The organism is Burkholderia sp. SRS-25, from assembly GCF_004343765.1.
GTDB classification, from domain to species: Bacteria; Pseudomonadota; Gammaproteobacteria; order Burkholderiales; family Burkholderiaceae; genus Burkholderia; species Burkholderia contaminans.
In genome coordinates this window covers 156,622-178,872 of the sequence record NZ_PTXM01000003.1, presented here as the reverse complement: position 1 = coordinate 178,872, position 22,251 = coordinate 156,622, and the positions used below count along the sequence as shown (strand labels likewise).

General features: G+C 66.5%; 17 protein-coding genes and 1 other RNA gene. 8 read left to right on the top strand and 10 right to left on the bottom strand.

What is annotated here, in order from left to right; translation table 11 throughout:
- Positions 1-91: 91 nt before the first annotated feature.
- Both C5O79_RS03370 and C5O79_RS03365 read left to right on the top strand, forming a co-directional pair.
- Positions 92-1,282 (top strand): type 1 glutamine amidotransferase, encoded by a 1,191-nt coding sequence (locus C5O79_RS03370; RefSeq protein WP_122473675.1) that lies wholly within the window; start codon positions 92-94, stop codon positions 1,280-1,282.
- A 115-nt stretch (positions 1,283-1,397) separates the two neighbouring features.
- A complete protein-coding gene (locus tag C5O79_RS03365) occupies positions 1,398-2,090 on the top strand; it encodes a DUF2968 domain-containing protein (RefSeq protein WP_122473676.1) in 693 nt (230 codons plus the stop codon).
- Positions 2,091-2,166: 76 nt separating this feature from the next.
- On the opposite strand, the gene C5O79_RS03360 is transcribed toward C5O79_RS03365, so the two are convergent.
- A complete protein-coding gene (locus C5O79_RS03360; RefSeq protein WP_122474512.1) occupies positions 2,167-3,117 on the bottom strand; it encodes a hypothetical protein in 951 nt (316 codons plus the stop codon).
- A gap of 349 nt (positions 3,118-3,466) precedes the next feature.
- On the opposite strand from C5O79_RS03360, the gene C5O79_RS03355 reads away from it, so the two are divergent.
- On the top strand, positions 3,467-4,762 hold the full coding sequence (locus tag C5O79_RS03355) for an MFS transporter (protein WP_122474513.1): 1,296 nt from the start codon (positions 3,467-3,469) through the stop codon (positions 4,760-4,762).
- A gap of 82 nt (positions 4,763-4,844) precedes the next feature.
- On the opposite strand, the gene C5O79_RS03350 is transcribed toward C5O79_RS03355, so the two are convergent.
- On the bottom strand, positions 4,845-6,758 hold the full coding sequence (locus tag C5O79_RS03350; RefSeq protein ID WP_122473677.1) for a tetratricopeptide repeat protein: 1,914 nt from the start codon (positions 6,756-6,758) through the stop codon (positions 4,845-4,847).
- A 58-nt stretch (positions 6,759-6,816) separates the two neighbouring features.
- Between C5O79_RS03350 and C5O79_RS03345 the strand changes: the two genes are divergently transcribed.
- The gene (locus C5O79_RS03345; protein WP_122473678.1) at positions 6,817-8,460 is read left to right on the top strand and encodes an FAD-dependent monooxygenase; all 1,644 of its coding nucleotides are present in this window, start codon (positions 6,817-6,819) and stop codon (positions 8,458-8,460) included.
- An 8-nt stretch (positions 8,461-8,468) separates the two neighbouring features.
- Here C5O79_RS03345 and C5O79_RS03340 read toward each other — a convergent pair whose 3' ends face one another.
- From C5O79_RS03340 to C5O79_RS03325, 4 genes are read right to left on the bottom strand one after another with little or no spacing between them, the layout of a single operon-like run.
- The gene (locus C5O79_RS03340) at positions 8,469-8,720 is read right to left on the bottom strand and encodes a formate dehydrogenase subunit delta (protein WP_069256072.1); all 252 of its coding nucleotides are present in this window, start codon (positions 8,718-8,720) and stop codon (positions 8,469-8,471) included.
- Between the two features lie 7 nt (positions 8,721-8,727).
- Positions 8,728-11,679, bottom strand: coding sequence for a formate dehydrogenase subunit alpha (fdhF, locus tag C5O79_RS03335; protein ID WP_122473679.1), 2,952 nt, complete (start codon positions 11,677-11,679; stop codon positions 8,728-8,730).
- Positions 11,680-11,696: 17 nt separating this feature from the next.
- Positions 11,697-13,274, bottom strand: a complete 1,578-nt coding sequence (locus C5O79_RS03330; protein WP_046545182.1) for a formate dehydrogenase beta subunit — start codon at positions 13,272-13,274, stop codon at positions 11,697-11,699.
- On the bottom strand, positions 13,271-13,771 hold the full coding sequence (locus C5O79_RS03325) for an NAD(P)H-dependent oxidoreductase subunit E (protein WP_046545183.1): 501 nt from the start codon (positions 13,769-13,771) through the stop codon (positions 13,271-13,273). The genes C5O79_RS03330 and C5O79_RS03325 overlap by 4 nt, the downstream gene beginning before the upstream one ends.
- Before the next feature lie 131 nt (positions 13,772-13,902).
- Between C5O79_RS03325 and C5O79_RS03320 the strand changes: the two genes are divergently transcribed.
- The 3 genes from C5O79_RS03320 to C5O79_RS03310 all read left to right on the top strand — a co-directional run bounded on the left by C5O79_RS03320 (position 13,903) and on the right by C5O79_RS03310 (position 16,110).
- Complete coding sequence (locus C5O79_RS03320; RefSeq protein ID WP_131931171.1) at positions 13,903-15,009, top strand: substrate-binding domain-containing protein; 1,107 nt, start codon at positions 13,903-13,905, stop codon at positions 15,007-15,009.
- 101 nt (positions 15,010-15,110) lie between these two features.
- The gene (locus C5O79_RS03315; RefSeq protein ID WP_046545185.1) at positions 15,111-15,380 is read left to right on the top strand and encodes a hypothetical protein; all 270 of its coding nucleotides are present in this window, start codon (positions 15,111-15,113) and stop codon (positions 15,378-15,380) included.
- Positions 15,381-15,756: 376 nt separating this feature from the next.
- Positions 15,757-16,110: a DUF4148 domain-containing protein gene (locus C5O79_RS03310; protein ID WP_046545186.1), complete on the top strand. Its 354-nt coding sequence runs from the start codon at positions 15,757-15,759 to the stop codon at positions 16,108-16,110.
- 274 nt (positions 16,111-16,384) lie between these two features.
- On the opposite strand, the gene ssrA is transcribed toward C5O79_RS03310, so the two are convergent.
- From ssrA to ompA, 4 genes are all read right to left on the bottom strand, one after another.
- Positions 16,385-16,754, bottom strand: a transfer-messenger RNA (tmRNA) gene (gene ssrA / locus C5O79_RS03305).
- Positions 16,755-16,771: 17 nt separating this feature from the next.
- Positions 16,772-17,488 (bottom strand): phosphoglycolate phosphatase, encoded by a 717-nt coding sequence (gene gph / locus C5O79_RS03300; RefSeq protein WP_046545187.1) that lies wholly within the window; start codon positions 17,486-17,488, stop codon positions 16,772-16,774.
- Between the two features lie 13 nt (positions 17,489-17,501).
- A complete protein-coding gene (gene ubiG, locus C5O79_RS03295) occupies positions 17,502-18,200 on the bottom strand; it encodes a bifunctional 2-polyprenyl-6-hydroxyphenol methylase/3-demethylubiquinol 3-O-methyltransferase UbiG (protein WP_039343286.1) in 699 nt (232 codons plus the stop codon).
- A gap of 154 nt (positions 18,201-18,354) precedes the next feature.
- The gene (ompA, locus tag C5O79_RS03290) at positions 18,355-19,026 is read right to left on the bottom strand and encodes an outer membrane protein OmpA (RefSeq protein WP_039343284.1); all 672 of its coding nucleotides are present in this window, start codon (positions 19,024-19,026) and stop codon (positions 18,355-18,357) included.
- A 538-nt stretch (positions 19,027-19,564) separates the two neighbouring features.
- On the opposite strand from ompA, the gene gyrA reads away from it, so the two are divergent.
- Complete coding sequence (gyrA, locus tag C5O79_RS03285) at positions 19,565-22,168, top strand: DNA gyrase subunit A (RefSeq protein ID WP_122473681.1); 2,604 nt, start codon at positions 19,565-19,567, stop codon at positions 22,166-22,168.
- The last annotated feature ends 83 nt before the right edge of the window (positions 22,169-22,251 follow it).

The window sequence follows — 22,251 nt, the reverse complement described above, 5'->3', positions numbered from 1 at the left end:
AGGATGTTGCAGGTTTGCCGCTCGATCGTGCGCTGAAGCATAATGAATCCTCGTTTATCCATACGCGTGAGCGACGTACCAGACCATCGTCATGAGCGAAAACACGCCTTCCCCGGCCGGTCTGCCCGGCACCTCCTCCGTTTCTTCCGATTCCCCCCGTTCCGATCCGGCGAAAGCGCCCGATGCGCCGGCCGCCCAGGCCGCCGCGCAGAACGTCGCTGCCGACGGCGCGTCACCGGTTACGGCCACGTCCGAGCCGGGCGCGCCCGGTGCGACCGGCGCCGCCATCGACGGTGCTGCTGCCGCCGCGCCGCCGAAGGCTGGAACGCCACCACCCGGTTTCGGCGCGCAGCCTGATTTCGACACGCCGCGCCCGCCGCCTGCGAGCGCGCAGAATGCGCCGCCGGCCTACCTGAAGCAAAGCGACACGCCGTGGTCGGTATTCGGCCGGATCGTGGCCGCGCGCGCCCGCCGGCTGTTCGATCGTGCAGGCCAGCGCATCACGCAGCGCACGCTGCGCATCGGCGTGTCGGCGCGGATCTTCCATCCGGAGCCGGGTGCGAAGGGGCTGCGGGGCAAGACGCTCCAGTATCTCGAGGAATCGATCGCGCACTGGGTGATGTCGCGCGACGTGCTCGTGTTCATGATTCCGACCGTCGGCCATCAGGGCATGATTCACCCGAGCAACATCCGCCTGCGCGACTACGCGAAGCATCTCGACGGCCTGCTGCTGCAGGGTGGCGCAGACGTGTCGCCGCAAACCTACGCCGCATCCGACGCCCGCCCCGAATGGCCGGGCGATCGCGTGCGCGACATGTACGAGCTCGAGCTGCTGCACGAGTTCGTCGAATCCGGCAAACCGGTGCTCGGCGTATGCCGCGGCTGCCAGCTGATCAACGTCGCGTTCGGTGGCTCGCTGTACCAGGACATCGCCACCGACGTGCCGACCGCGAATGCGCATGTGAGCGAGCATTACGACCAGCATCGTCACGCGATCCGCTTCCCGGATTCGTCGACGCTCGCGAGCATGTTCCCCGGGCGCAGCGAAGCGATCGTCAACTCGATCCACCACCAGGCGATCCGGGATCTCGGCCGCGATCTGAACATCGAAGCCGTGTCGGCCGGTGACGGGATCATCGAGGGCATTCGTCATCGCCGTTCGCCGTTCGTCGTCGGCGTGCAGTGGCACCCGGAGTTCCATCGGGCCGGCGGTTCGGAGCTGCTCGACTGCACGCCGTTGCTCGATGCATTCCTGCGCGCGGCGCGCGAAACCCGCCTGTAGCAAGCTGCATGCTTCGCGTCGCACGACGACCGGCCGCAGCCCGATAAATTCGAGATGCGGCCGTTTCGTTTTGAACGATAATCGCGAGTTCCGATTCGTTCGCCGGAGTCTGACGTTGGCTTTCCGAAATTTTTCCCCTGCACGGTGCGCAACGTGGATCGTTGCGCTGGCTGCCTGCACGCAAGCGGGCATGGCCTGGTCCGCCGACGCGACCGCGCCCGCCGCCGGTACGCGTCCGGCTGTCACGAGCCTGCGTGGCGACCCGTCGGCAATCAGTGTGGCTGTGACGGATGCGTCCGCGCAAGGCAACGTTGCCGAGCTGACGCAGATGCTGCGCGATGGCCGGATCGTCGAGATGCGTACGACCTACAACGGCAGCTACGGTGCGAGCCTGATGTTCGACCCGCGCGAGATGACGTACTACGTCGCGCTATTCCAGGACAAGCATCTGTGGCGTGTGATCCGGTCACAGGAAAAGAGCCGCGCGGAGATGGTGTATGCAAACTTCGTTCAGCAGACCGTACAACTTGCCGACATCGAGATCCACCGCACCGAACTGGAGGCGCAGAAGGCGTTTCTCGAGCGCGTGATCGCGCTGCAGGCGAATCGTGCGCAGCAGTTGCAAGCCGACCTGAGCGTTGCGCGCAGCCAGCAAGCTGAAGTCGCGCAGCGGCAGCGCTCGGCGCAGGAGCAGGCACAGGCGCTGCAGGTCGAGAAGCGGGCTGCGCAGTTGCAGCTGCGCGATCTGCAGGAGCAGGTGCGACAGCTCGAGAAGCAGACCGAGACGGGGCTGCCCGCGCACAAGTAACGAATCGTCAGACGGACACAGAGACGAGCAAAACCCGGCGAAGCGAGCTTCGCCGGGTTTTTTTATGGCCGGGCCGTCAGCGTGCGAACGCGTTTGGCGTATCGGTCAAGCGGCGGTGGGACAGTTGCGTCGTCCAGTCGAAATTGACGAGGGGAGCGTGCGTTGCGCGGGCTGGTTGTGTCGCGCGCAGCGCGCCTGCCATGGCGATCAGCGTGAGCGGATCGTCGAGCGCATCGGGTGAATTGGCGATTGCGTGCGGCGCGGTGGCGAGCCGATCGCGTGCCCGGCCGTCGATCGGGTTGTTCCGGACCGGCGGACGCGCAGCCAGCCGCTGCATGGTCGGGCGCCCGGCCGGTACCGCTGTCGTGCGCTTGCCGTTCGAACGGAGCGACGAGGCCGTGGCGGTGCGCGGCGTGTCGGACGTAGCCGACGGACGAAGCGACGCCGGACGACGCGTGACCGGGCGCGCGGCCGGCGGTGATCCGGCCGTCGTCGCGACGGCGGCGGCCGTCTCGTGCTGCGGCATGGCGTTCGTCGACGCATGCGGCTGAGCCATCGCGACCTGCACCGTGCCGGACGACGACGTGGCGTGATCGGGCGCGCCGTCGGCCGTTCGAATCGCGTAGGCGGGCCCGGATTCCGTCACGGGTTCATGCGCGGCAATCAGCCAGCCGATGATGCCGAGCGCGCCGATGCTCCAGCAGAGCGCGTACTTCGCACGCCGGTCGCGAGCGCCGCCGGCGATACGGTGGGCGCGCTGGCCGGCGGCGGCCGGAATCGCAACCGGCGGGCTGGTGGAAATCGGTGCAGGCGCGATCGTCGGCAGCGGCTTCCAGTGGCACGTGCGGTGCGGCCGGTCGACGTCGATGCAGGACGTTGCCAGTGTCGCGAGGCAGTGCTTGCCGGCGCGCGCACCGGATGCGCCGCGAAAGATCCAGTCTTGGCCGAACGACGGTACGTGATCGAGCGGAGCGACGCGAGGGCGGGCGAGCGCGCCGGCAACGGGGACGAGGTGCGATGGAGTCATGAGGGCGGTGCGCCAAGCGGCACGGGCGTTCGTGCCGGTGCGGCGCGGATATGTCGTCGCAAATCGAGACATTGTCGTCAGCCGGCGAAGGCCGGTCGATCAGATCAATCTGATTTTTGCTTCCGTTTCGGGACGACTAGTACGAGGAGAACGCCGCGACCTCACCGGCAGGGGCGACACAAGGCAAATGTCGGGTTGGCATGGCATGATGCGCGGACCATGCCGGTGCGCGTCGTTGCGCGGCGCTCCGCCGGCGGGCAGCGATGCCCGTGCGCGCCGGCCCGGCGCCGCGTGCGTCGTCGGATCCATGCGGCGCGAATTCGCGCCATCCGAGCTGAGCGAGAAAAACATGTCCACAGCGTCACACGCCATCGCGCAGGAATCGAAAGTCCGCACCGTATTCCGGGTCGTCAGCGGCAACTTCCTGGAAATGTACGATTTCATGGTCTACGGCTATTACGCGTCGGCCATCGCGAAAACCTACTTTCCGAGCGGCAACGCATTCGCGTCGCTGATGCTGTCGCTGTCGGTGTTCGGTGCGGGCTTCCTGATGCGGCCGGTCGGCGCAATCGTGCTCGGCGCGTACATCGACCATCACGGCCGGCGCAAGGGGCTGATCCTGACGCTCGGCCTGATGGCGCTCGGCACGCTCACGGTGGCCGCGATACCCGGCTATGCGACGATCGGCGTGCTCGCGCCGGCGCTCGTGTTGCTCGGCCGGCTGCTGCAGGGCTTTTCGGCGGGCGTCGAACTCGGCGGCGTGTCGGTCTACCTGTCGGAGATTGCGACGAAGGGACACAAGGGGTTCTATACGTCGTGGCAGTCGGGCAGCCAGCAGGTGGCCGTCGTGTTCGCCGCGTTCGTCGGCGTGCTGCTGAATCGCGCACTGCCGGTCGAGGAGATGACCGCGTGGGGCTGGCGCATTCCGTTCCTGATCGGCTGCCTGATCGTGCCGTTCCTGTTCCTGATCCGTCGTTCGCTGAAGGAGACCGACGAGTTCCTCGCGAAGCGTCATCGTCCGACGATGGGCGAGATCATGCGTTCGATGCTCGACAACTGGGGCATTGTGGTGGCGGGCATGGGGATGGTGATCATGACGACGGTGTCGTTCTACATGATCACCGCCTATACGCCGACGTTCGGCAAGGAAGTGCTGCACCTGTCGTCGCTCGATGCGCTCGTCGTGACCGTCTGCGTGGGGATCTCCAATCTCGTGTGGCTGCCGCTGTCCGGTGCGTTGTCCGACCGCATCGGCCGCCGCCCGGTGCTGATCGCGTTCACGGTGCTGACGCTGTTGACGGCTTACCCGGCCGTGCTGTGGCTCGTCGGCGATCCGTCGTTCCTGCGGCTGCTCGCGGTCGAGCTGTGGCTGTCATTCCTGTACGCGTCGTATAACGGGGCGATGGTCGTCGCGCTGACCGAAGTGATGCCGGCGGACGTACGCACGGCCGGTTTCTCGCTGGCATATAGCCTGGCGACGACGATTGGCGGCTTCACGCCCGCGATCTCGACGCTGCTGATTCATCAGACCGGGAACAAGGCGGCGCCGGGTTTGTGGCTGAGCGTTGCCGCGATTTGCGGGCTGATCGCGACACTCGTGCTGTATCGCACGCCCGAGGCGCGCAACCAGTACAAGGCGGCCTGACCGGCACACGTATCACGCGCGGCGCCGGCCGCATGCAATGTACTGAAAAGGGAGCGCGGCGCGCTCCCTTTTTTGTCTGCGTTCAGGCTTCGCGCAGCATGCCGGCGACCGCGGCCGCCACGTCGTGCCATTCGCCCGGCGCAGGCTGGCGGGCGAGCCTGGCCTGCGGATACCACGGGCAGTCTTCGCCGGTGAACCAGCGCCAGTCGGGCGCGAACGGCAGCATCACCCACAGCGGTTTGCCGAGCGCGCCGGCGAGGTGCGCGACCGCCGTATCGATCGTGACGACGCCGTCGAGCCGATCGATCAGCGCGGCCGTGTCGGCAAAGTCGTTCAGCCGGCCGTCGAGCCGATGCACGCGCGGATGTGCGTCGACGCGCGCTCGCTCGTCGTCGTCGAGTGCGGGTTGCAGCACGATCCAGTCGATGTCCGGCAGCGCGAGCAGCGGAGCGAGTGCGTCGAACGGCATCGAGCGATTTTCCTGCGCCTGCCGGCGCCCCGACCATGCAAGGCCGAACTTGCGCTTCGACCGCCCGCCGAGCGAGCCGCGAAAGCGCCTGCCGGCGCCGTCGGGGACGTCGAGGTAGCGTGCGCCCGCGACGATGTCCTCTTGCGTCTGAAGCCCGAGCAGGAACGGCAGGCTCATCAGCGTGCACGCGATATCCGCGGCCGGCGGTTTTGCCGCGCCCAGGGCGACGAGCGTCACGCGCCAGCGTGCCGCGGCCGGCGCCAGCAGCGCAACGAGTTCCGGCTGGACTTCGAGCACGACGCGCGCGCAGCGTGCGCGGGCGAGCGGTACGAAACGGACGAACTGCAGCGTGTCGCCGAAGCCCTGTTCCGCGCGGATCAGCAGCGTGCGCGACGCAATCGGCTCGCCTTGCCAGCGCGGCAGCGTGCCGAGCGGGGTCGCGCCCGGCGTGTCGTGGCGCGCTTCGTAGGCGGGCAGGCCGCGCGTGAAGTCGCCGAGCGTCAGCAGCGTGACCGCGCGGTGCAGCCGTGCCAGCGTGAGATCGGGCGCGACGCGCAGTGCCTGGTCGAAGGCGCGCAGCGCCATCTCGTGCGCACCGAGCGCGTGATGTGCGTTGCCGAGATTCAGCCAGGCCAGGCTGAACGACGGATCGAGCCCGACGGCACGCTCGTAGTAGGGCAGCGCGTCGCGGTGGCGGGCCTGCGCGCTCAGTGCGTTCGCGAGCCCGAACAGCGCGAGCGGGAACGGCGGATGCAGATCGAGCGCGGCTTCGAACGCGGCGGCCGCCTCCGCATGCCGGCCGACCGCATCGAACGTGTTGCCGAGATTGAAATGGGCGGCGACGAAGCGCGGCTGCGCGGCGATCGCGGCCTGGAAGTGCGCGATCGCGTCGTCGGCGCGGCCCATCGCGTTCAGTGCCATCCCGAGGTTGTTGTGCGCCCCCGCATGTCCGGGCCGCAGCTCGAGTGCGCGATGGAACGCGGCGAGCGCGTCGTCGTGGCGGCCGAGCGCGTTCAGCGCGTTGCCGAGATTGTTGTGGATCGATGCATCGTCGGGCGTGAGCCGCAGCGCGCGGCCGAATGCGTCGATCGCATCGTCGTGGCGCTGCAGCGCCGCATACGCGTTGCCGAGGTTGTAGTGCGCGAGCGGAAATTCGGGCGCGAGCGTCAGCGCGTTGCGAAAGCGGTCGACTGCTTCGTCGAGCCGGCCGAGTGCCTTCAGCGCGTTGCCGAGATTGAGCTGCAGCGCGGCATCGCCCGGCCGCAGCGCGACGGCGCGGCCGACGAGATCGACCGCCTCGGCGTGCTGGCCCTGCTGGTGCCGCAGCACGCCGAACAGATGCAGCGCGTCGGCGTCGGCGGGATTGGAGGCGAGCGCGTTGCGATAGCCGTGCTCGGCCTCGGCGAGGCGGCCCGCGCGGTGTGCGGCATACGCCCGGTCGAATGCGGAATCCATAACGCGAAAACTGACGGAAAGCGCGTATTTTCCCACACCGCGCGGTGGTGCCGCACGTTGGCCGATCGGCATATGGCCCCGTCACGCGGAGCGGCGTAGACTTGCAGGGTCGCGTGTCATCGAGGTTCTCATGGCTGACACACTGCCCGATATCCAGCCCGTGCTGATCGTCGGCGCGGGGCCGACCGGCCTTGCCGCGGCGATGAGCCTCGCGCGGGCCCGCGTGCCGGTGCGCATCATCGATCGGCTCGCTGCACCCGCGCCGCATTCGCGCGCGATCGGCATCCAGGCGCGCACGCTCGAACTGCTGGAGCAGCATCGCGCGGTCGAACCGTTTCTCGCGCTCGGCCATCGTGCCCATGCGGCCGCGCTGCATGCCGACGGCCGCGTGATCGCGCGGCTCGATTTCGATCCGCTGCAAACGCGCTATCCGTACCTGCTGTTTCTCGACCAGACCATCACCGAGCGCCTGCTTGCCGAACATCTGGCCCGGCTCGGCGTGACGGTCGAGCGCGGCGCGACGCTGACCGCGTGCGATGCGGGCGATGCGTCGCTCGACGTGTCGATCCGCTGCGCGGACGGCCGCGACGAATCGTTCGCGCCGTCGTACCTGATCGCGGCCGACGGCGCGCACAGCACGGTCAGGCATCTGCTCGGCCTGGGTTTCACCGGGCATGCGTTCGAGCAGACCTTCCTGCTCGCCGATTTCGCGGCAATACCCGACTGGCCGGACGAGGAGATCCACCTGTTCACGACAGCCGAAGGCATCGCCGGCCTGTTTCCAATGGGTGGCGGCCGTTACCGGCTCGTGGCCGACCGGCCGCCCGGCAGCGACGCGTCGCCCGATGCGCCGACCCCGTCGCTCGAGGAATGCGACGCGATCGTGCGTGCCCGCGCCGGCGCGTCGATCTCGCCGAGCGATCTCGCCTGGTCGTCGTATTTTCATCTGCACAGCCGGATGGTCGACCGGCTGCGTCACGGCCGCGTGTTCTTCGCGGGCGATGCCGCGCACGTCCACAGTCCGGCCGGCGCGCAGGGCATGAACACCGGCATCCAGGAGGCGTTCAATCTCGGCTGGAAGCTCGCGCGCGTGCTCGGCGCGGGCACGCCCGAGCGGCTGCTCGACACGTATCACGCGGAGCGTCATCCGATCGAGCGCGACGTGTTGCGGCAAACCGGGTTCGTCACGCAGATCGTCGAAGCCGAGCGCGGCGCGATGAAGCTGCTGCGCGATCACGTCGTGCCGGTGCTGGCGTCGTTCGGGCCGATGCGCGACGTGGTGCGGCGCACGGTCAGCGAGCTCGGCGTGCAGTACCGGAAGAGTCCGCTAACGCTCGAGCGCGTGCTCGATGGCGGGCCTCGCGCAGGCGAGCGGGCACCCGACGCGCGCGTGCGGGTGCTCGGCGGGCCGCTCGGTCAGGCGCCCGGAACGGCGCGGCTTTACGACCTGCACGATCCGGCGAGCTTCACGTTGCTGCTGCTGGAAGAGCCGGTGAACGCCGACACCGGCGCGGTGCCGCCGATGCCGACCGATGCGCAGGCGCTCGTGCAGGGGCTCGAACGGATCATGCCGGACGCGGTGCGCGTCTGGCGCGTCACCGATGCCGAAGGCGGCGATACCGGGCTCGCGCAGGAATACGGCCGCTCGCGGCCGTCGTTTTACCTGCTGCGGCCGGATGGTTACGTCGCTGCGCGCGGGCGCACGGCGACCGACGCGAATGCGCTGCTGCGCCACTGCGAAAGCTGGTTCGCCGGCATGTCGCGGTCCGCGTAGCGGTGCGGTCAGGCGCTCGCCGCGGCGGGTACGAGCGACGCGCGGTGCGCGGCGATCGCGTCGCGCACGATCGGTGCCGCACGTTGCCCGGCCTCGCTCGACGGATCGTCAAGCGCCGCGAGCAACGCGCGACGCATCCGCGGCTCCCAGAAGCGCCGGATATGGTCGGCGATGCCGGTCAGCGCTTCGTCTCGATCGGGCATCGATTCGAAAAATGCGCCGATCTGGTTGGCCATGTCGATCAGGTGTCCGTTGTCCATCGCTTCCTCACTTGCCCGTCGTCACGCTGGCGGTCGCGGCGGCGCGGCGCTCGAGCAGGTCGAGCTGCTCCGCGTTGAAGCGTGCATACGCTTGCTGCCAGTCGGACGGCTGCGCGACGGGCAGCACCTGCACGGCCGTCACCTTGTACTCGGGGCAGTTCGTCGCCCAGTCCGAGCTGTCCGTCGTGATCACGTTCGCGCCCGATTCGGGGAAGTGGAACGTCGTATAAACGACACCCGGCTGCATGCGTTCGGTCACGAGCGCCCGCAGCACCGTCTGCCCCGCACGCGATTCGATGCCCACCCAGTCGCCGCTGCGGATACCGCGATCCTGCGCGTCGTGCGGATGGATCTCGAGGCGATCCTCTTCGTGCCACCGCACGTTCTCGGTGCGGCGGGTCTGCGCGCCGACGTTGTACTGCGACAGGATGCGGCCCGTCGTCAGGATCAGCGGATAGCGCTGCGTGACCTTCTCTGGCGACGCGATGAACTGCGTGATCACGAACTTGCCCTTGCCGCGCACGAATGCGTCGATGTGCATCGTCGGCGTGCCTTCCGGGGCGTGCTCGTTGCACGGCCACTGAATGCTGCCGAGCGTATCGAGCTTCGCGTAGGACACACCCGAGAAGGTCGGCGTGAGCTGCGCGATCTCGTCCATGATTTCCGACGGATGCGCATAGTCCATCTCGTAGCCGAGCGCGCGCGACAGCATCAGCGTGACTTCCCAGTCCGCGTAACCCGCGAGCGGCGGCATCACCTTGCGCACGCGCGAGATGCGGCGTTCTGCATTCGTGAACGTGCCGTCCTTCTCGAGGAACGACGAGCCGGGCAGCAGCACGTGCGCGTATTTCGCGGTCTCGTTCAGGAAGATGTCCTGCACGACGATGCATTCCATTGCCGACAGCGCGGCCGCGACGTGCTGCGTATTCGGGTCCGACTGGACGATGTCCTCGCCCTGGCAGTAAAGCCCCTTGAAGCTGCCGTCGAGCGCCGCGTCGAACATGTTCGGGATGCGCAGCCCCGGTTCCGGTTGCAGCTTCGCCGACCACGCCGCTTCGAACTGCGTGCGCACGACCTCGTCGCCGATGTGCCGGTAGCCGGGCAGTTCGTGCGGGAACGAGCCCATGTCGCACGAGCCCTGCACGTTGTTCTGGCCGCGCAGCGGATTGACGCCGACGCCTTCGCGGCCGATGTTGCCGGTCGCCATCGCGAGGTTCGCGATGCCCATCACCGTCGTCGAGCCCTGCGCGTGTTCGGTCACGCCCAGTCCGTAATAGATCGCGGCATTGCCGCCCGTCGCATAGAGGCGCGCGGCTTCGCGTACCAGCTCGGCCGGCACGCCCGTCACGGCGGCGGTCGCCTCGGGCGAGTTGTCGGCTCGCGAGACGAAGTCGCGCCATTGCTCGAATGCGCGCGTCTCGCAGCGCTCGGCGACGAATGCGTCGGCGACGAGCCCTTCGGTGACGATCACGTGCGCGAGCGCGTTGACGATCGCAACGTTGGTGCCGGGGCGCAACTGCAGGTGGTGGGTCGCTTTCACGTGCGGGCCGTCGACGACGTCGATGCGGCGTGGGTCGATCACGATCAACTTCGCGCCTTCACGCACGCGCCGCTTCAGCCGCGAGCCGAACACCGGGTGCCCGTCGGTCGGGTTCGCGCCCATCACGACGATCACGTCGGCCTGGCCGACCGACGCGAACGTCTGCGTGCCGGCCGATTCGCCGAGCGTCGTCTTGAGGCCATAGCCCGTCGGCGAGTGGCACACGCGTGCGCAGGTGTCGACGTTGTTGTTGCCGAACGCGGCGCGCACCAGCTTCTGCACGAGGTAGGTTTCCTCGTTCGTGCAGCGCGACGACGTGATGCCGCCGATCGAGTCGCGGCCGTACTTCTGCTGCAGCGTGCGGAATTGCGTTGCCGCGTAGGTGAGCGCTTCTTCCCAGCTGACTTCGCGCCACGGGTCGGTGATCTTCTCGCGGATCATCGGCTTCGTGATGCGGTCCTTGTGCGTCGCATAGCCCCACGCGAAGCGGCCCTTCACGCATGCGTGGCCCTCGTTCGCGAGGCCGTTCTTGTGCGGCGTCATGCGCACGACCTGCGTGCCCTTCATCTCGGCCTTGAACGAGCAGCCGACGCCGCAGTATGCGCAGGTCGTGACGACCGAGTGTTCGGCCTGCCCGAGTTGCACGACCGATTTTTCCTGCAGCGTGGCGGTCGGGCACGCGGCGACGCACGCGCCGCACGACACGCACTCCGATGCCATGAACGATTCGCTTTCGCCGGCGGCGACGCGCGATTCGAAGCCGCGTGCGGCGATCGTCAGCGCGAACGTGCCTTGCGTTTCCTCGCAGGCGCGCACGCAGCGGTTGCAGACGATGCACTTCGACGGGTCGTACGTGAAGTACGGGTTCGATTCGTCCTTCGTGTCCTTCAGGTGATTCGCGCCGTCGAAGCCGTAGCGCACTTCGCGCAGGCCGACCACGCCCGCCATGTCCTGCAGCTCGCAGTCGCCGTTGGCGGGGCAGGTGAGGCAGTCGAGCGGATGGTCGGAGATGTACAGCTCCATCACGTTGCGACGCAGCGACTGCAGCCGGTCCGATTGCGTGCGCACCTTCATGCCCGCTTCGGCAGGCGTCGTGCACGACGCCGGATAACCTCGGCGGCCTTCGATCTCGACGAGGCATAGCCGGCACGAGCCGAACGGTTCGAGCGAATCGGTCGCGCAGAGCTTCGGGACGTTGACGCCGGCTTCGATCGCCGCACGCATCACCGACGTGCCGGCCGGCACCGTGACCGGCTGGCCGTCGATTTCGAGCGTGACGTCGGTATCGGCATGCCGTCGCGGCGTGCCGTAGTCGGTATCGTCGAACGGATCGCGGGCACGCGCCTGAGCGGCGCTCTTGCACGCGCATTGGCCCGAGCCGCAGCCGCCTTGGCGGACGTTGTTCGTGTCGAGGGACATGCAGGGCTCCTTCTGGGTCAGGCCGCAGCCTTGACCGGACCCGACGCGGCATGTTTGCCGGCAGCGAGCCCGAAATCTTCGGGGAAATGGTCGAGTGCGGACAGCACCGGGTAGGGTGTCATGCCGCCCATCGCGCACAGCGAACCGGCGAGCATCGTGTCGCACAGGTCGCGCAGCAGCGTGACCTGCCGCTCCGACGTATCGCCGTGGCGGATGCGTGCGATCGTCTCGACGCCGCGTGTCGATCCGATCCGGCACGGCGTGCACTTGCCGCACGACTCGATCGCACAGAACTTCATCGCGTATTCGGCGAGATCGGCGAGGTTCGACGTGTCGTCGTGCAGCACGATGCCGCCGTGGCCGACCACCGCGCCAATCGCCGTATATGCTTCGTAGTCGAGCGGCACGTCCCACTGGTGGTCGGGCAGGTAGGTGCCGAGCGGGCCGCCCACCTGCGCGGCACGTGCGGGCCGGCCGCTGGCCGTGCCGCCGCCGAAGTCGAACAGCAGCTCGCGCAGCGTGACGCCGAACGCGAGTTCGACGAGGCCGCCGTGGCGGATGTTGCCGGCGAGCTGGAACGGCAGCGTGCCGCGCGAGCGGCCCATCCCGTAGTCGCGATAGAACGCCGCGCCGCGCGCGAAGATCACGGGCGCCGTTGCGAGCGTGATCACGTTGTTGATGACGGTCGGCTGGCCGTACAGGCCGGCGAGTGCGGGCAGCGGCGGTTTCGCACGCACGACGCCGCGCTTGCCTTCGAGCGATTCGAGCAGCGCCGTTTCCTCGCCGCACACGTAAGAGCCCGCGCCTTTCGCGACGTGCAGCTCGAACGCGTGCGCGGAGCCGAGCACGTGCTCGCCGAGCCAGCCGGCTTCACGTGCGCGGACGATCGCGGCTTCGAGCGTGGCGATCGCGTGCGGGTATTCGCTGCGCACGTAGATGTAGCCGACGGTCGCGCCGGTCGCGACGCCCGCGATGATCATCCCTTCGATCAGGCAGTACGGATCGCATTCCATGATCAGGCGGTCGGAGAAGGTGCCCGAATCGCCTTCGTCTGCATTGCAGACGATGTATTTCTGCGCGGCGCGCGCCTGCCGGACCGTGCGCCACTTGATGCCGGCCGGGAACGCTGCACCACCGCGGCCGCGCAGCCCCGATTCGATCAGCGTTTCGCACGCGGCATCGCCGTCGAGCGCGAGCGCGTTCTTCAGGCCGGCGAGCCCTTCGTATCGCAGGTAATCGTCGATCGACAGCGGGTCCGTCAGGCCGATGCGTGCGAACGTGAGGCGTTGCTGGCGCGCGAGATAGGGCAGTGCGTCGACGAGCCCAACACCGCTCGGATGCGTGCCGCCTTCGAGCCAGTTCGCGTCGAACAGGGCCGGCACGTCGGCGGCCGACAGGTTCGCATAGCCGACGCGGCCGGCGGCCGTGCCGACCTCGACGAGCGGCTCGAGCCACAGCAGCCCGCGCGAACCGTTGCGGACCAGTTCGATGGCGATGCCGCGGCGTTCGGCTTCCGCCTCGATCGCGGCGGCGAGCGCGTCGGCGCCGAGTGCCAGAGCGGACGAATCGCGTGGAACGTAGATGCGGGTCGTCATGCGGCCTCCGGGGTGTGAGCGGCCGCGTCGGCGAGCAGGGCGTCGAACTTCTCCGGCGTGACCTTCGCGTGCAGCACGCCATTGACCGTCATCGACGGCGACTGCGCACACAGTCCGAGGCAGTAGACCGATTCAAGCGCGACGTCACCGGGCGCATGCGCATCGGCGGCATCGCCGTGCGCCGCGTCGAACCGGCAACCCGTGCGGGCTTCCGCATGCGCGGCCAGCGCTTCGCAGCCCATGCTGCGACACGCTTCGGCACGACACATCTGGATCGTCACGCGGGCGGGCGGTGCGGTGCGGAAGTGGTGGTAGTAAGTCAGGACGCCGTGCACTTCCGCGCGCGACAGGTTGAGTGCGCGGGCGAGCGGAGCGACGCAGCCTGGCGGCACGTAACCCGCGTCGTCCTGGATCGCGTGCAGGATCGCCACGAGCGACCGGCCGGCGCGTGCATGGCGCTCGACAAGTGCGTCGGGTGCTTGGGAATTCGGGGACATCAGTCGTGCTCCTCCAAAGCCTCATATGTGCTCGAGATTCATATAGTGCACATTGAAACTTCGTTCTGATTGATTTTGAACAACGATAAGCGGAAGATTTGGCGGTCGCAATAGGAAATCGGAGTGCATAATTGATTCGTATCGAATGCGACGCGTATCTGACCGTACGCGACACGGAAGGTCGTGCGGCCAGTCTGTCGGATGTCGCGCCGTTGCTCGAACTCGTGGCCGACACGGGCAGTATTGCGCAGGCCGCGCAAGCGAAAGGGCTGTCCTACCGGCACGCGTGGGGCATGCTGCGCGCGCTGGAGGCGTGCATCGGCGGGGAACTGATCGAAACCGCACGCGGCAAGGGCTCGACGCTGTCGGCGCTCGGGCTGGCTGTCGTCGATGCGCAGCGCCTCGCGCTCAGCCGTCTCGACGGGAACCTGCGCACGCTGGCGGCCGAAGTGGCAAGCGACCTGAACCGGCGGCTCGCGCAGCGCGACGGCGCCGTGCGCATCCACGCGTCGCACGGCTACGCGGTCGCGACGCTCGTCTCCGCGCTCGTCGATGCGCAGGCGGCCGTCGACATCAAGTATCGCGAGAGCGTCGAGGCCGTGCAGGCGCTTGGCCGCGGCGAGTGCGACCTGGCCGGCTTCCATCTGCCGCGCGGCGCGTTTCGCGCGCAGTGCGCGCAGATCTACCGGCCGTGGCTCGACGACACGCGCCATGTGCTGATCCACCTGACACGACGCCAGCAGGGGTTGTTCATTCCGCGCGGCAACCCGAAGCAGGTTCGCGGGCTCGCGGATCTCGCGCGCAATGACATCCGCTTCGTCAACCGCCAGCCGGGGTCGGGAACGCGCATGCTGCTGGATCTCGCGCTGCGCGCGATCGGCATCGATCCAGAGCGCATCGACGGCTATGCGTCGGCCGAGCTCACGCATTCGGCGATCGCGGCGTTCGTCGCGAGCGGGATGGCCGATCTCGGCTTCGGCGTCGAGCCGGCCGCCCGTCATTTCGGGCTCGATTTCATCCCGGTCGTGGACGAAGACTATTACTTTGCATGCGAACGCGCGCGGCTCGACGCGCGGCCGCTTGCCGGTGTGCTGGCGCTGCTGCGCGATGCGCGCTTTGTCGAGCGCGTCGCGCATCTCGACGGCTACGATCCGGCTGCGTGCGGAACGCTGACGAGCATCGCGTCGGGGCTCGCCGGCGGCGACGGCGCGAGCGTGCCGGAGGGCAATTCCCGGTAACGCGGACGCAATCTAACCGCGATGCAGCAGCAGGGGATTTGCGCTACGCTTGCCGCTTGACCAACGTTCCAACAAGCACGCCGTTCAAGCGTCATCCCGCCATGAAATTTTCCGTTCCCCTCACCGCGGCAGTGTTGACCGCGGGGCTGCTGGTCGCTGTTTCGCCGTTTGCGCTCGCGCAGAATTCGCCCGGGGTCCCCGGCGGTATCCTGAGCGAACAGTTTCGCCTGAACGAGCATCCGCAGATGCCGTTCGCGGCGTCTGCGCCGTCGCAGAAATACCAGAGCGGCAAGAAATCGGCCTTGCGCCGCAAGGGCGACCTGGGCGATCCCAACGGCTGCAACCTGAAGTGTCCGATGGATAGCCGGTAACGTGGCTGACGGGCGCCTTCGCACGAGGGCGCCCGCGGCACGGGTTCGACTGGCGGGTGTTGCGCTCGCACGCCGACCTGGCTGACCGGTGGCAGTCGGACTACCGTGCGATTCCGATTTTGTCCGAGCCCCGCGAAGCGTCGCCGTTTCGCGGGGCTTTTGCTTTCCGGCAGATCGTCATGCGATTCGATGCCGGGCGATGCAGGGATATGCGCATCGCCGGCCTGGTGGGTGATTTAGGGTTAACCCGTAAATCAGCAAGGATGACTTCCCGAAATCCGTCTTATTCTTAAGCATCCACCTACATAAACTTCGGGTTGTCAGCGATGAACAAGGTGTTCACCGCGAACACAGACAAATCTGGAGGTAGGTCATCATGAAGTCGCTCGTTCAAGCTGTTGTCGTTGCTGCCGCTCTCGTTGCCCCGGTCGTGTCGTTCGCCCAGTCGGGCTCGACGATCACCCGCGCGCAGGTTCGCGCCGAACTGGTCCAGTTGCAGCAGGCAGGTTACAACTCCGCTCGCGGCGAAGATCCGCACTATCCGGAAGCGATCCAGGCTGCCACGGCGCGTGTTGCAGAGCAGCAGCGTGCCGCGCTGGCGCAAGCGCAAGGCGCTGATGCCAGCGGTTACGGCGCACAGGCGCAGGGCGTATCGGCATCGGGTTCGCGTGCGATGGGCGTGCGTCCGGCGACCGCTGAAGAAATGAAGTCGCTGTATCGCGGCAGCTAAACCGCGTATCACCCGGTGTGCGTGAATACCGGGTGCGACGACGCGTCGCGCCTGGCGCCGCAGCATCCGGGCGGGCCGCTGCCCGGCGCGACCGATGAGTGCGCGGGCACGGCAGGACATCCGTCACCTCCTGTCGCCGGAAGTCCGGTGGCATTCCGCCCGGCCCACCCGTGGCTGGGCGCTTTTTCGAAAGGAGAGGGTGAGTGCGTTTCGCCGGCAACAAAAAACCCCGCAGACTTTCGTCATGCGGGGTTCGTGCGGCGAGCGCGGAATTTGGTGGAGGCGGCGGGAATCGAACCCGCGTCCAGAAGCGCTCCACGACTAGTTCTACATGTTTAGTTCAGTCATTTGATTTAACCGCAGCGACGCGGACGAACACGCTGCACTACGGCGATTCGCTAGGTTTTCGACCCTGGCGTCGCGACGCCGACAGGGCTTAACTGACGTAAATGACCTCTGGCGGTATTGCTACCGGTCTTGCGACACTAGCCCGTCAGTGAACTAGGCAGAGGACGGCGGCCGTTAGGCTGCCAGTGCGAACGTATCGTCGTTTGCAGTTACGATTTTCCCATTGATTAACGAGGTGACGGGTCCTCGACATGCCCTAGCCGCTTCACAACCCCTGTCGAAACCAGGTCGCCCCCGCGGATAAGATCAATCATTATAGCCCAACATCGCGCAGCAGTTCGCGCAGTTGCTGCGTCGTGTCGACGAGATGTTGCGCTTGCCAGTCGGCCGGTGCGGCGCCATCGCCGCAATAGCCGTACGCGGCCGCGACCGTCGCCATGCCGGCGGCGCTGCCGGCTTGGATGTCGCGCAGGTCGTCGCCGACATAGACGATGCGCGCAGGTGCGAGCGTCAACTGGTCGGCCGCATGCAGCAGCGGGGCCGGGTGCGGCTTCGAGTGCGGCGTTGTGTCGCCCCCGACGACGCAGGCGGCGCGTGGCGCGAGGCCGAGCAGGTCGACGAGCGGCGCCGTGAGCCGCATTGCCTTGTTCGTGACGATGCCCCAGCGCACGCCGCGCGCATCGAGTTCGTCGAGCACGTCGCCGATGCCGGGGAACAGCGTCGTATGCACGCACAGATCCGTCGCGTAGTTGGTCAGGAACTCGTCGCGCATTGCTTCGTAACCGGGCGTGTGCGGATCGATGCCGAACGCGCCGCCGAGCAGGCCGCGCGCGCCGGCCGAGGCCAGCGGCCGCAGCACGTCGAGCGGTGTTTCGGGCAGGTCGCGCATGCGTTGCATCTTGTTGACGGCAGCCGCGAGATCAGGGGCCGTGTCGGCGAGCGTGCCGTCCAGGTCGAACAGCACGGCATCGCAGTGCAGCAGGCGCGGTTCGTCGAATGCAGCCCGCGCGGTCGAGAGTGGAGTCGTCATGCCGGTTGGAGGGTCACGCGCCGCGACGGCACGCGACGAGGTAGTTGATGTCGGCGTCGTTCGACAGCGCGAAGCGCTTGCCGATCGGGTGATACGTGATGCCCTTGATTTCCACGATGTGCAGATCCGTTGCCCGCACGAAGCCGGCCAGTTCCGACGGACGGATGAAGCGCGCGTAGTCGTGCGTGCCCTTCGGCAGCATTTGCGCGATGTATTCCGCGCCGATCACGGCGAACAGGTAAGCCTTCAGGTTGCGGTTCAGCGTCGAGAAGAACACCCAGCCACCCGGCTTCACGAGCGTCGCGCAGGCGGCGACGATATCGCCGGGCGAAGGCACGTGCTCGAGCATCTCCATGCACGTGACGACATCGTAGGTGCCCGGTTCGCGCGCGGCGATCGCTTCGGCTGCGATGGCCTCGTAATCGACCGAGATGCCGCTTTCGAGACTGTGCAGGTCGGCGACGCCGAGTGCTTCGGTCGACAGGTCGATGCCTTTCACCTGCGCGCCGAGTCCAGCCATCGATTCGGACAGGATGCCGCCGCCGCAGCCGATGTCGAGTGCACGCTTGCCGGCGAGGTGCGCATGCGCATCGATCCAGCCGAGCCGGACCGGGTTCAGGTCGTGCAGCGGCTTGAATTCGGCATTCGGATCCCACCACCGATGGGCGAGGTCGCTGAATTTCTGGAGTTCGTGCGGATCGGCGTTGGTCATGTCGGCAAACGGGCTACGGGAGGAGGGCGGTGCTGCGATTCGTCAGCCCCGAGTATATAAGAAGCGGACGAGCGGCGAAGCGGCGAGCGCCTGGGCGGGCGTCAATGAAAAAGCCCCGCCGGAGCGGGGCTTTGAAGCAGTCGAAAACCGCGGCTTAGTTTGCCGGAACGGTCGTCTTCTGGACTTCTTGCGTACCGACCACTTCGACTTCCACGCGGCGGTCCGGTGCGAGGCAGGCGATGAGTTGCTTGCGGTTCTTCTGGTTGCAGCCAGTCGTAACCGGGTTGCGCTTGCCCTTGCCTTCCGTGTAGATCTTGTTGGCCGGCACACCCTTGCTGACCAGGTACGACTTCACGGCTTGCGCACGGCGCAGCGACAGACGGTCGTTGTACTTGTCCGAACCGATGCGGTCCGTGTAGCCCGTTGCGACGACCACTTCCGTGTTCATGCCCTGGATCTTCGACGACAGTTCGTCCAGCTTTTGCTTGCCCAGCGGCTTGAGCGTTGCCTTGTCGAAGTCGAACAAAGCGTCAGCTTGATACGTGATCTTCTGGCTCGTGATTGCCGGAGCGACCGGAGCGACCGGAGCCGGTGCCGGTGCCTGGGCGACCAGTGCGCCATCGCACTTCGCGTTGGCGGTGGCCGGCGTCCAGAACGCATCGCGCCAGCAGAGCTCGTTCGTGCCGTTCATCCACACCCATTCGCCCGTGCCGTTCACCCAGTTGTCATTGACGGCTTGACGCGACGCCGGCACCGACTGTGCCGAAGCGGATGCAGCCATAACTGCGGTAGCTGCAATGAACGCGAGCTTTGAAAGTTTATTCATATTTCTCCTCTCGAAATTGAGATTACCGCAGGTTTACTGCGAGCCTGTTGACGGTGACAAGTCATACATTGCTCGAAGTATAACATTGGTGCGGCACAAAAAACGCGGCACCGCTCTGTGTAGACTTCGAGCAGCGTCTAACTTTCAGTGCGTTGGCATTTTGCCATATCGTTCCCTTCCTACGAAAAAAAATCCTCCCCACCCCAAGATCGCTTCAACTTTGTGGTGCATGCGCAACACCGACCTGCCGTAACTTTTAGAGATTGTCAAGAGCGTGGCGGCGAAATTGCGCAATTGCATGCAGTTGTTTACTCGTGCGCACGAAGCGCGGCGGATGCAATCGCCTGCGACGTCGAGTCGCGCGCGATTTCAGCCGATGATTTCGCCGATTCGTCGCGGCCGCGATTTTTGCTGTTTACATATAGTGGGGGAAGCGAATTGCGGCTGATGGGCGCATGTTAGAATCTCGCGTTGCGTTGCGCATGCAGCGCCCACGCGAAAGGCGTTCGCCGTCTTCGCTCCGAAACGATACGGATACATGGATCAATTCGCCAAAGAGACCCTGCCCACCTCCCTAGAAGAGGAAATGCGCCGTTCGTATCTCGATTACGCGATGAGCGTGATCGTCGGACGTGCCCTCCCGGATGTCCGCGATGGCCTGAAACCCGTGCACCGGCGCGTGTTGTTCGCGATGCACGAACTGAACAACGACTGGAACCGCGCGTACAAGAAGTCGGCGCGTATCGTCGGCGACGTGATCGGTAAATATCACCCTCACGGCGACACCGCGGTCTACGACACGATCGTGCGGATGGCGCAGGACTTCTCGCTGCGCTACATGCTGATCGACGGGCAGGGCAACTTCGGCTCGATCGACGGCGACAATGCCGCGGCGATGCGTTACACCGAAATTCGCATGGCGAAGATCGGTCACGAGCTGCTCGCCGACATCGACAAGGAAACGGTCGATTTCGAGCCGAACTACGACGGCAACGAAATGCAGCCGTCGGTCCTGCCGTCGCGCATCCCGAACCTGCTGATCAACGGCTCGTCGGGTATTGCGGTCGGCATGGCGACCAACATCCCGCCGCACAACCTGAACGAAGTCGTTGACGCGTGCCAGCACCTGCTGGGCAACCCGGAGGCGACGATCGACGAGCTGATCGAGATCATCCCGGCGCCGGACTTCCCGACGGCCGGCATCATCTACGGCGTCGCCGGCGTGCGCGACGGATACCGTACCGGGCGCGGCCGCGTCGTGATGCGCGCGGCCACGCACTTCGAGGAAATCGACCGCGGCCAGCGGATGGCGATCATCGTCGACGAGCTGCCGTACCAGGTGAACAAGCGCTCGCTGCTCGAGCGGATCGCCGAGCTCGTCAACGAGAAGAAGCTCGAAGGCATCTCCGACATCCGCGACGAGTCGGACAAGAGCGGCATGCGGGTCGTGATCGAGCTCAAGCGCGGTGAAGTGCCGGAAGTGGTGCTGAACAACCTGTACAAGGCGACGCAGCTTCAGGATACGTTCGGCATGAACATGGTCGCGCTCGTCGACGGCCAGCCGAAGCTGCTGAATCTGAAGGAAATCCTGCAGTGCTTCCTGTCGCACCGACGCGAAGTGCTGACGCGCCGCACGATCTACGAACTGCGCAAGGCCCGCGAACGCGGCCACGTGCTCGAAGGTCTCGCGGTCGCGCTCGCGAACATCGACGAGTTCATCGCGATCATCAAGGCCGCGCCGACGCCGCCGATCGCGAAGGCGGAGTTGATGGCGAAGCCGTGGGATTCGTCGCTCGTGCGCGAGATGCTCACGCGTGCCGAGAGCGAGAACGCGGCGGCCGGCGGCCGCTCCGCGTACCGTCCGGAAGGCCTGAACCCGGCGTTCGGCATGCAGACCGACGGGCTGTACCGCCTGTCCGACACGCAGGCCCAGGAAATCCTGCAGATGCGTCTGCAGCGCCTGACCGGCCTCGAGCAGGACAAGATCATCGGCGAGTACCGCGAAGTGATGGCACAGATCGCCGACCTGCTGGACATCCTCGCGCGTCCCGGGCGGATCACGACGATGATCGGCGAGGAACTGACCTCGGTGAAGGCCGAGTTCGGCGATGCGCGCCGCTCGAAGATCGAGCTGAACGCGACCGAGCTGAACACCGAAGATCTGATCACGCCGCAGGACATGGTCGTCACGATGTCGCATGCGGGCTACGTGAAGTCGCAGCCGCTGTCCGAGTACCGTGCGCAGAAGCGCGGCGGTCGCGGCAAGCAGGCGACGCAGATGAAGGAAGACGACTGGATCGAGACGCTGTTCATCGCGAACACGCACGATTACATCCTGTGCTTCTCGAACCGCGGCCGCGTGTACTGGGTCAAGGTCTATGAGGTGCCGCAGGGCTCGCGCAACTCGCGCGGCCGCCCGATCGTCAACATGTTCCCGCTGCAGGAAGGCGAGAAGATCAACGTCGTGCTGCCGGTCAAGGAATTCTCGGCGGACAAGTTCATCTTCATGGCAACGTCGCTCGGCACCGTGAAGAAGACGCCGCTCGAGGCATTCAGCCGTCCGATGAAGAAGGGCATCATCGCGGTCGGTCTCGATGAAGGCGACTACCTGATCGGTGCGTCGATCACCGACGGCGCGCACGACGTGATGCTGTTCTCGGACTCCGGCAAGGCCGTGCGCTTCGACGAGAACGACGTGCGTCCGATGGGGCGCGAGGCGCGCGGCGTGCGCGGCATGCAGCTGGAAGACGGGCAGCAGGTCATCGCGATGCTGGTTGCCGGGAGCGAGGAGCAGACGGTGCTCACCGCGACCGAGAACGGTTACGGCAAGCGCACGCCGATCACCGAGTACACGCGCCATGGACGCGGCACGAAGGGTATGATCGCGATCCAGACGTCCGAGCGCAACGGCAAGGTCGTGGCTGCCACGCTCGTCGATGCAGAGGATCAGATCATGCTGATCACGACGGCCGGCGTGTTGATTCGCACCCGCGTTTCCGAGATTCGCGAGATGGGGCGCGCCACGCAAGGTGTTACACTCATCAGTCTCGATGAGGGTACGAAGCTCTCTGGCCTGCAGCAGATCGCCGAGGCCGAAGAGGGAGAGGGCGAAGCCGACGAGGCGTCGGACGGCGAAGCCTGAAGAACGGATGAGACTCTGGCCGCCGCGGGCGAAAAGCGCCGCGGCCGGCGAGCAACCATTCATATTTCCAAAAGGGAGTGATG

Coding starts and splice junctions, on each gene's coding strand:
- C5O79_RS03370 (WP_122473675.1), top strand. CDS start 92: ATGAGCGAAAACACGCCTTCCCCGGCCGGTCTGCCCGGCACCTCCTCC.
- C5O79_RS03360 (WP_122474512.1), bottom strand. CDS start 3,117: ATGACTCCATCGCACCTCGTCCCCGTTGCCGGCGCGCTCGCCCGCCCT.
- C5O79_RS03355 (WP_122474513.1), top strand. CDS start 3,467: ATGTCCACAGCGTCACACGCCATCGCGCAGGAATCGAAAGTCCGCACC.
- C5O79_RS03350 (WP_122473677.1), bottom strand. CDS start 6,758: ATGCCGATCGGCCAACGTGCGGCACCACCGCGCGGTGTGGGAAAATAC.
- C5O79_RS03345 (WP_122473678.1), top strand. CDS start 6,817: ATGGCTGACACACTGCCCGATATCCAGCCCGTGCTGATCGTCGGCGCG.
- C5O79_RS03340 (WP_069256072.1), bottom strand. CDS start 8,720: ATGGACAACGGACACCTGATCGACATGGCCAACCAGATCGGCGCATTT.
- fdhF (WP_122473679.1), bottom strand. CDS start 11,679: ATGTCCCTCGACACGAACAACGTCCGCCAAGGCGGCTGCGGCTCGGGC.
- C5O79_RS03330 (WP_046545182.1), bottom strand. CDS start 13,274: ATGACGACCCGCATCTACGTTCCACGCGATTCGTCCGCTCTGGCACTC.
- C5O79_RS03325 (WP_046545183.1), bottom strand. CDS start 13,771: ATGTCCCCGAATTCCCAAGCACCCGACGCACTTGTCGAGCGCCATGCA.
- C5O79_RS03315 (WP_046545185.1), top strand. CDS start 15,111: ATGAAATTTTCCGTTCCCCTCACCGCGGCAGTGTTGACCGCGGGGCTG.
- C5O79_RS03310 (WP_046545186.1), top strand. CDS start 15,757: ATGAAGTCGCTCGTTCAAGCTGTTGTCGTTGCTGCCGCTCTCGTTGCC.
- gph (WP_046545187.1), bottom strand. CDS start 17,488: ATGACGACTCCACTCTCGACCGCGCGGGCTGCATTCGACGAACCGCGC.
- ubiG (WP_039343286.1), bottom strand. CDS start 18,200: ATGACCAACGCCGATCCGCACGAACTCCAGAAATTCAGCGACCTCGCC.
- ompA (WP_039343284.1), bottom strand. CDS start 19,026: ATGAATAAACTTTCAAAGCTCGCGTTCATTGCAGCTACCGCAGTTATG.
- gyrA (WP_122473681.1), top strand. CDS start 19,565: ATGGATCAATTCGCCAAAGAGACCCTGCCCACCTCCCTAGAAGAGGAA.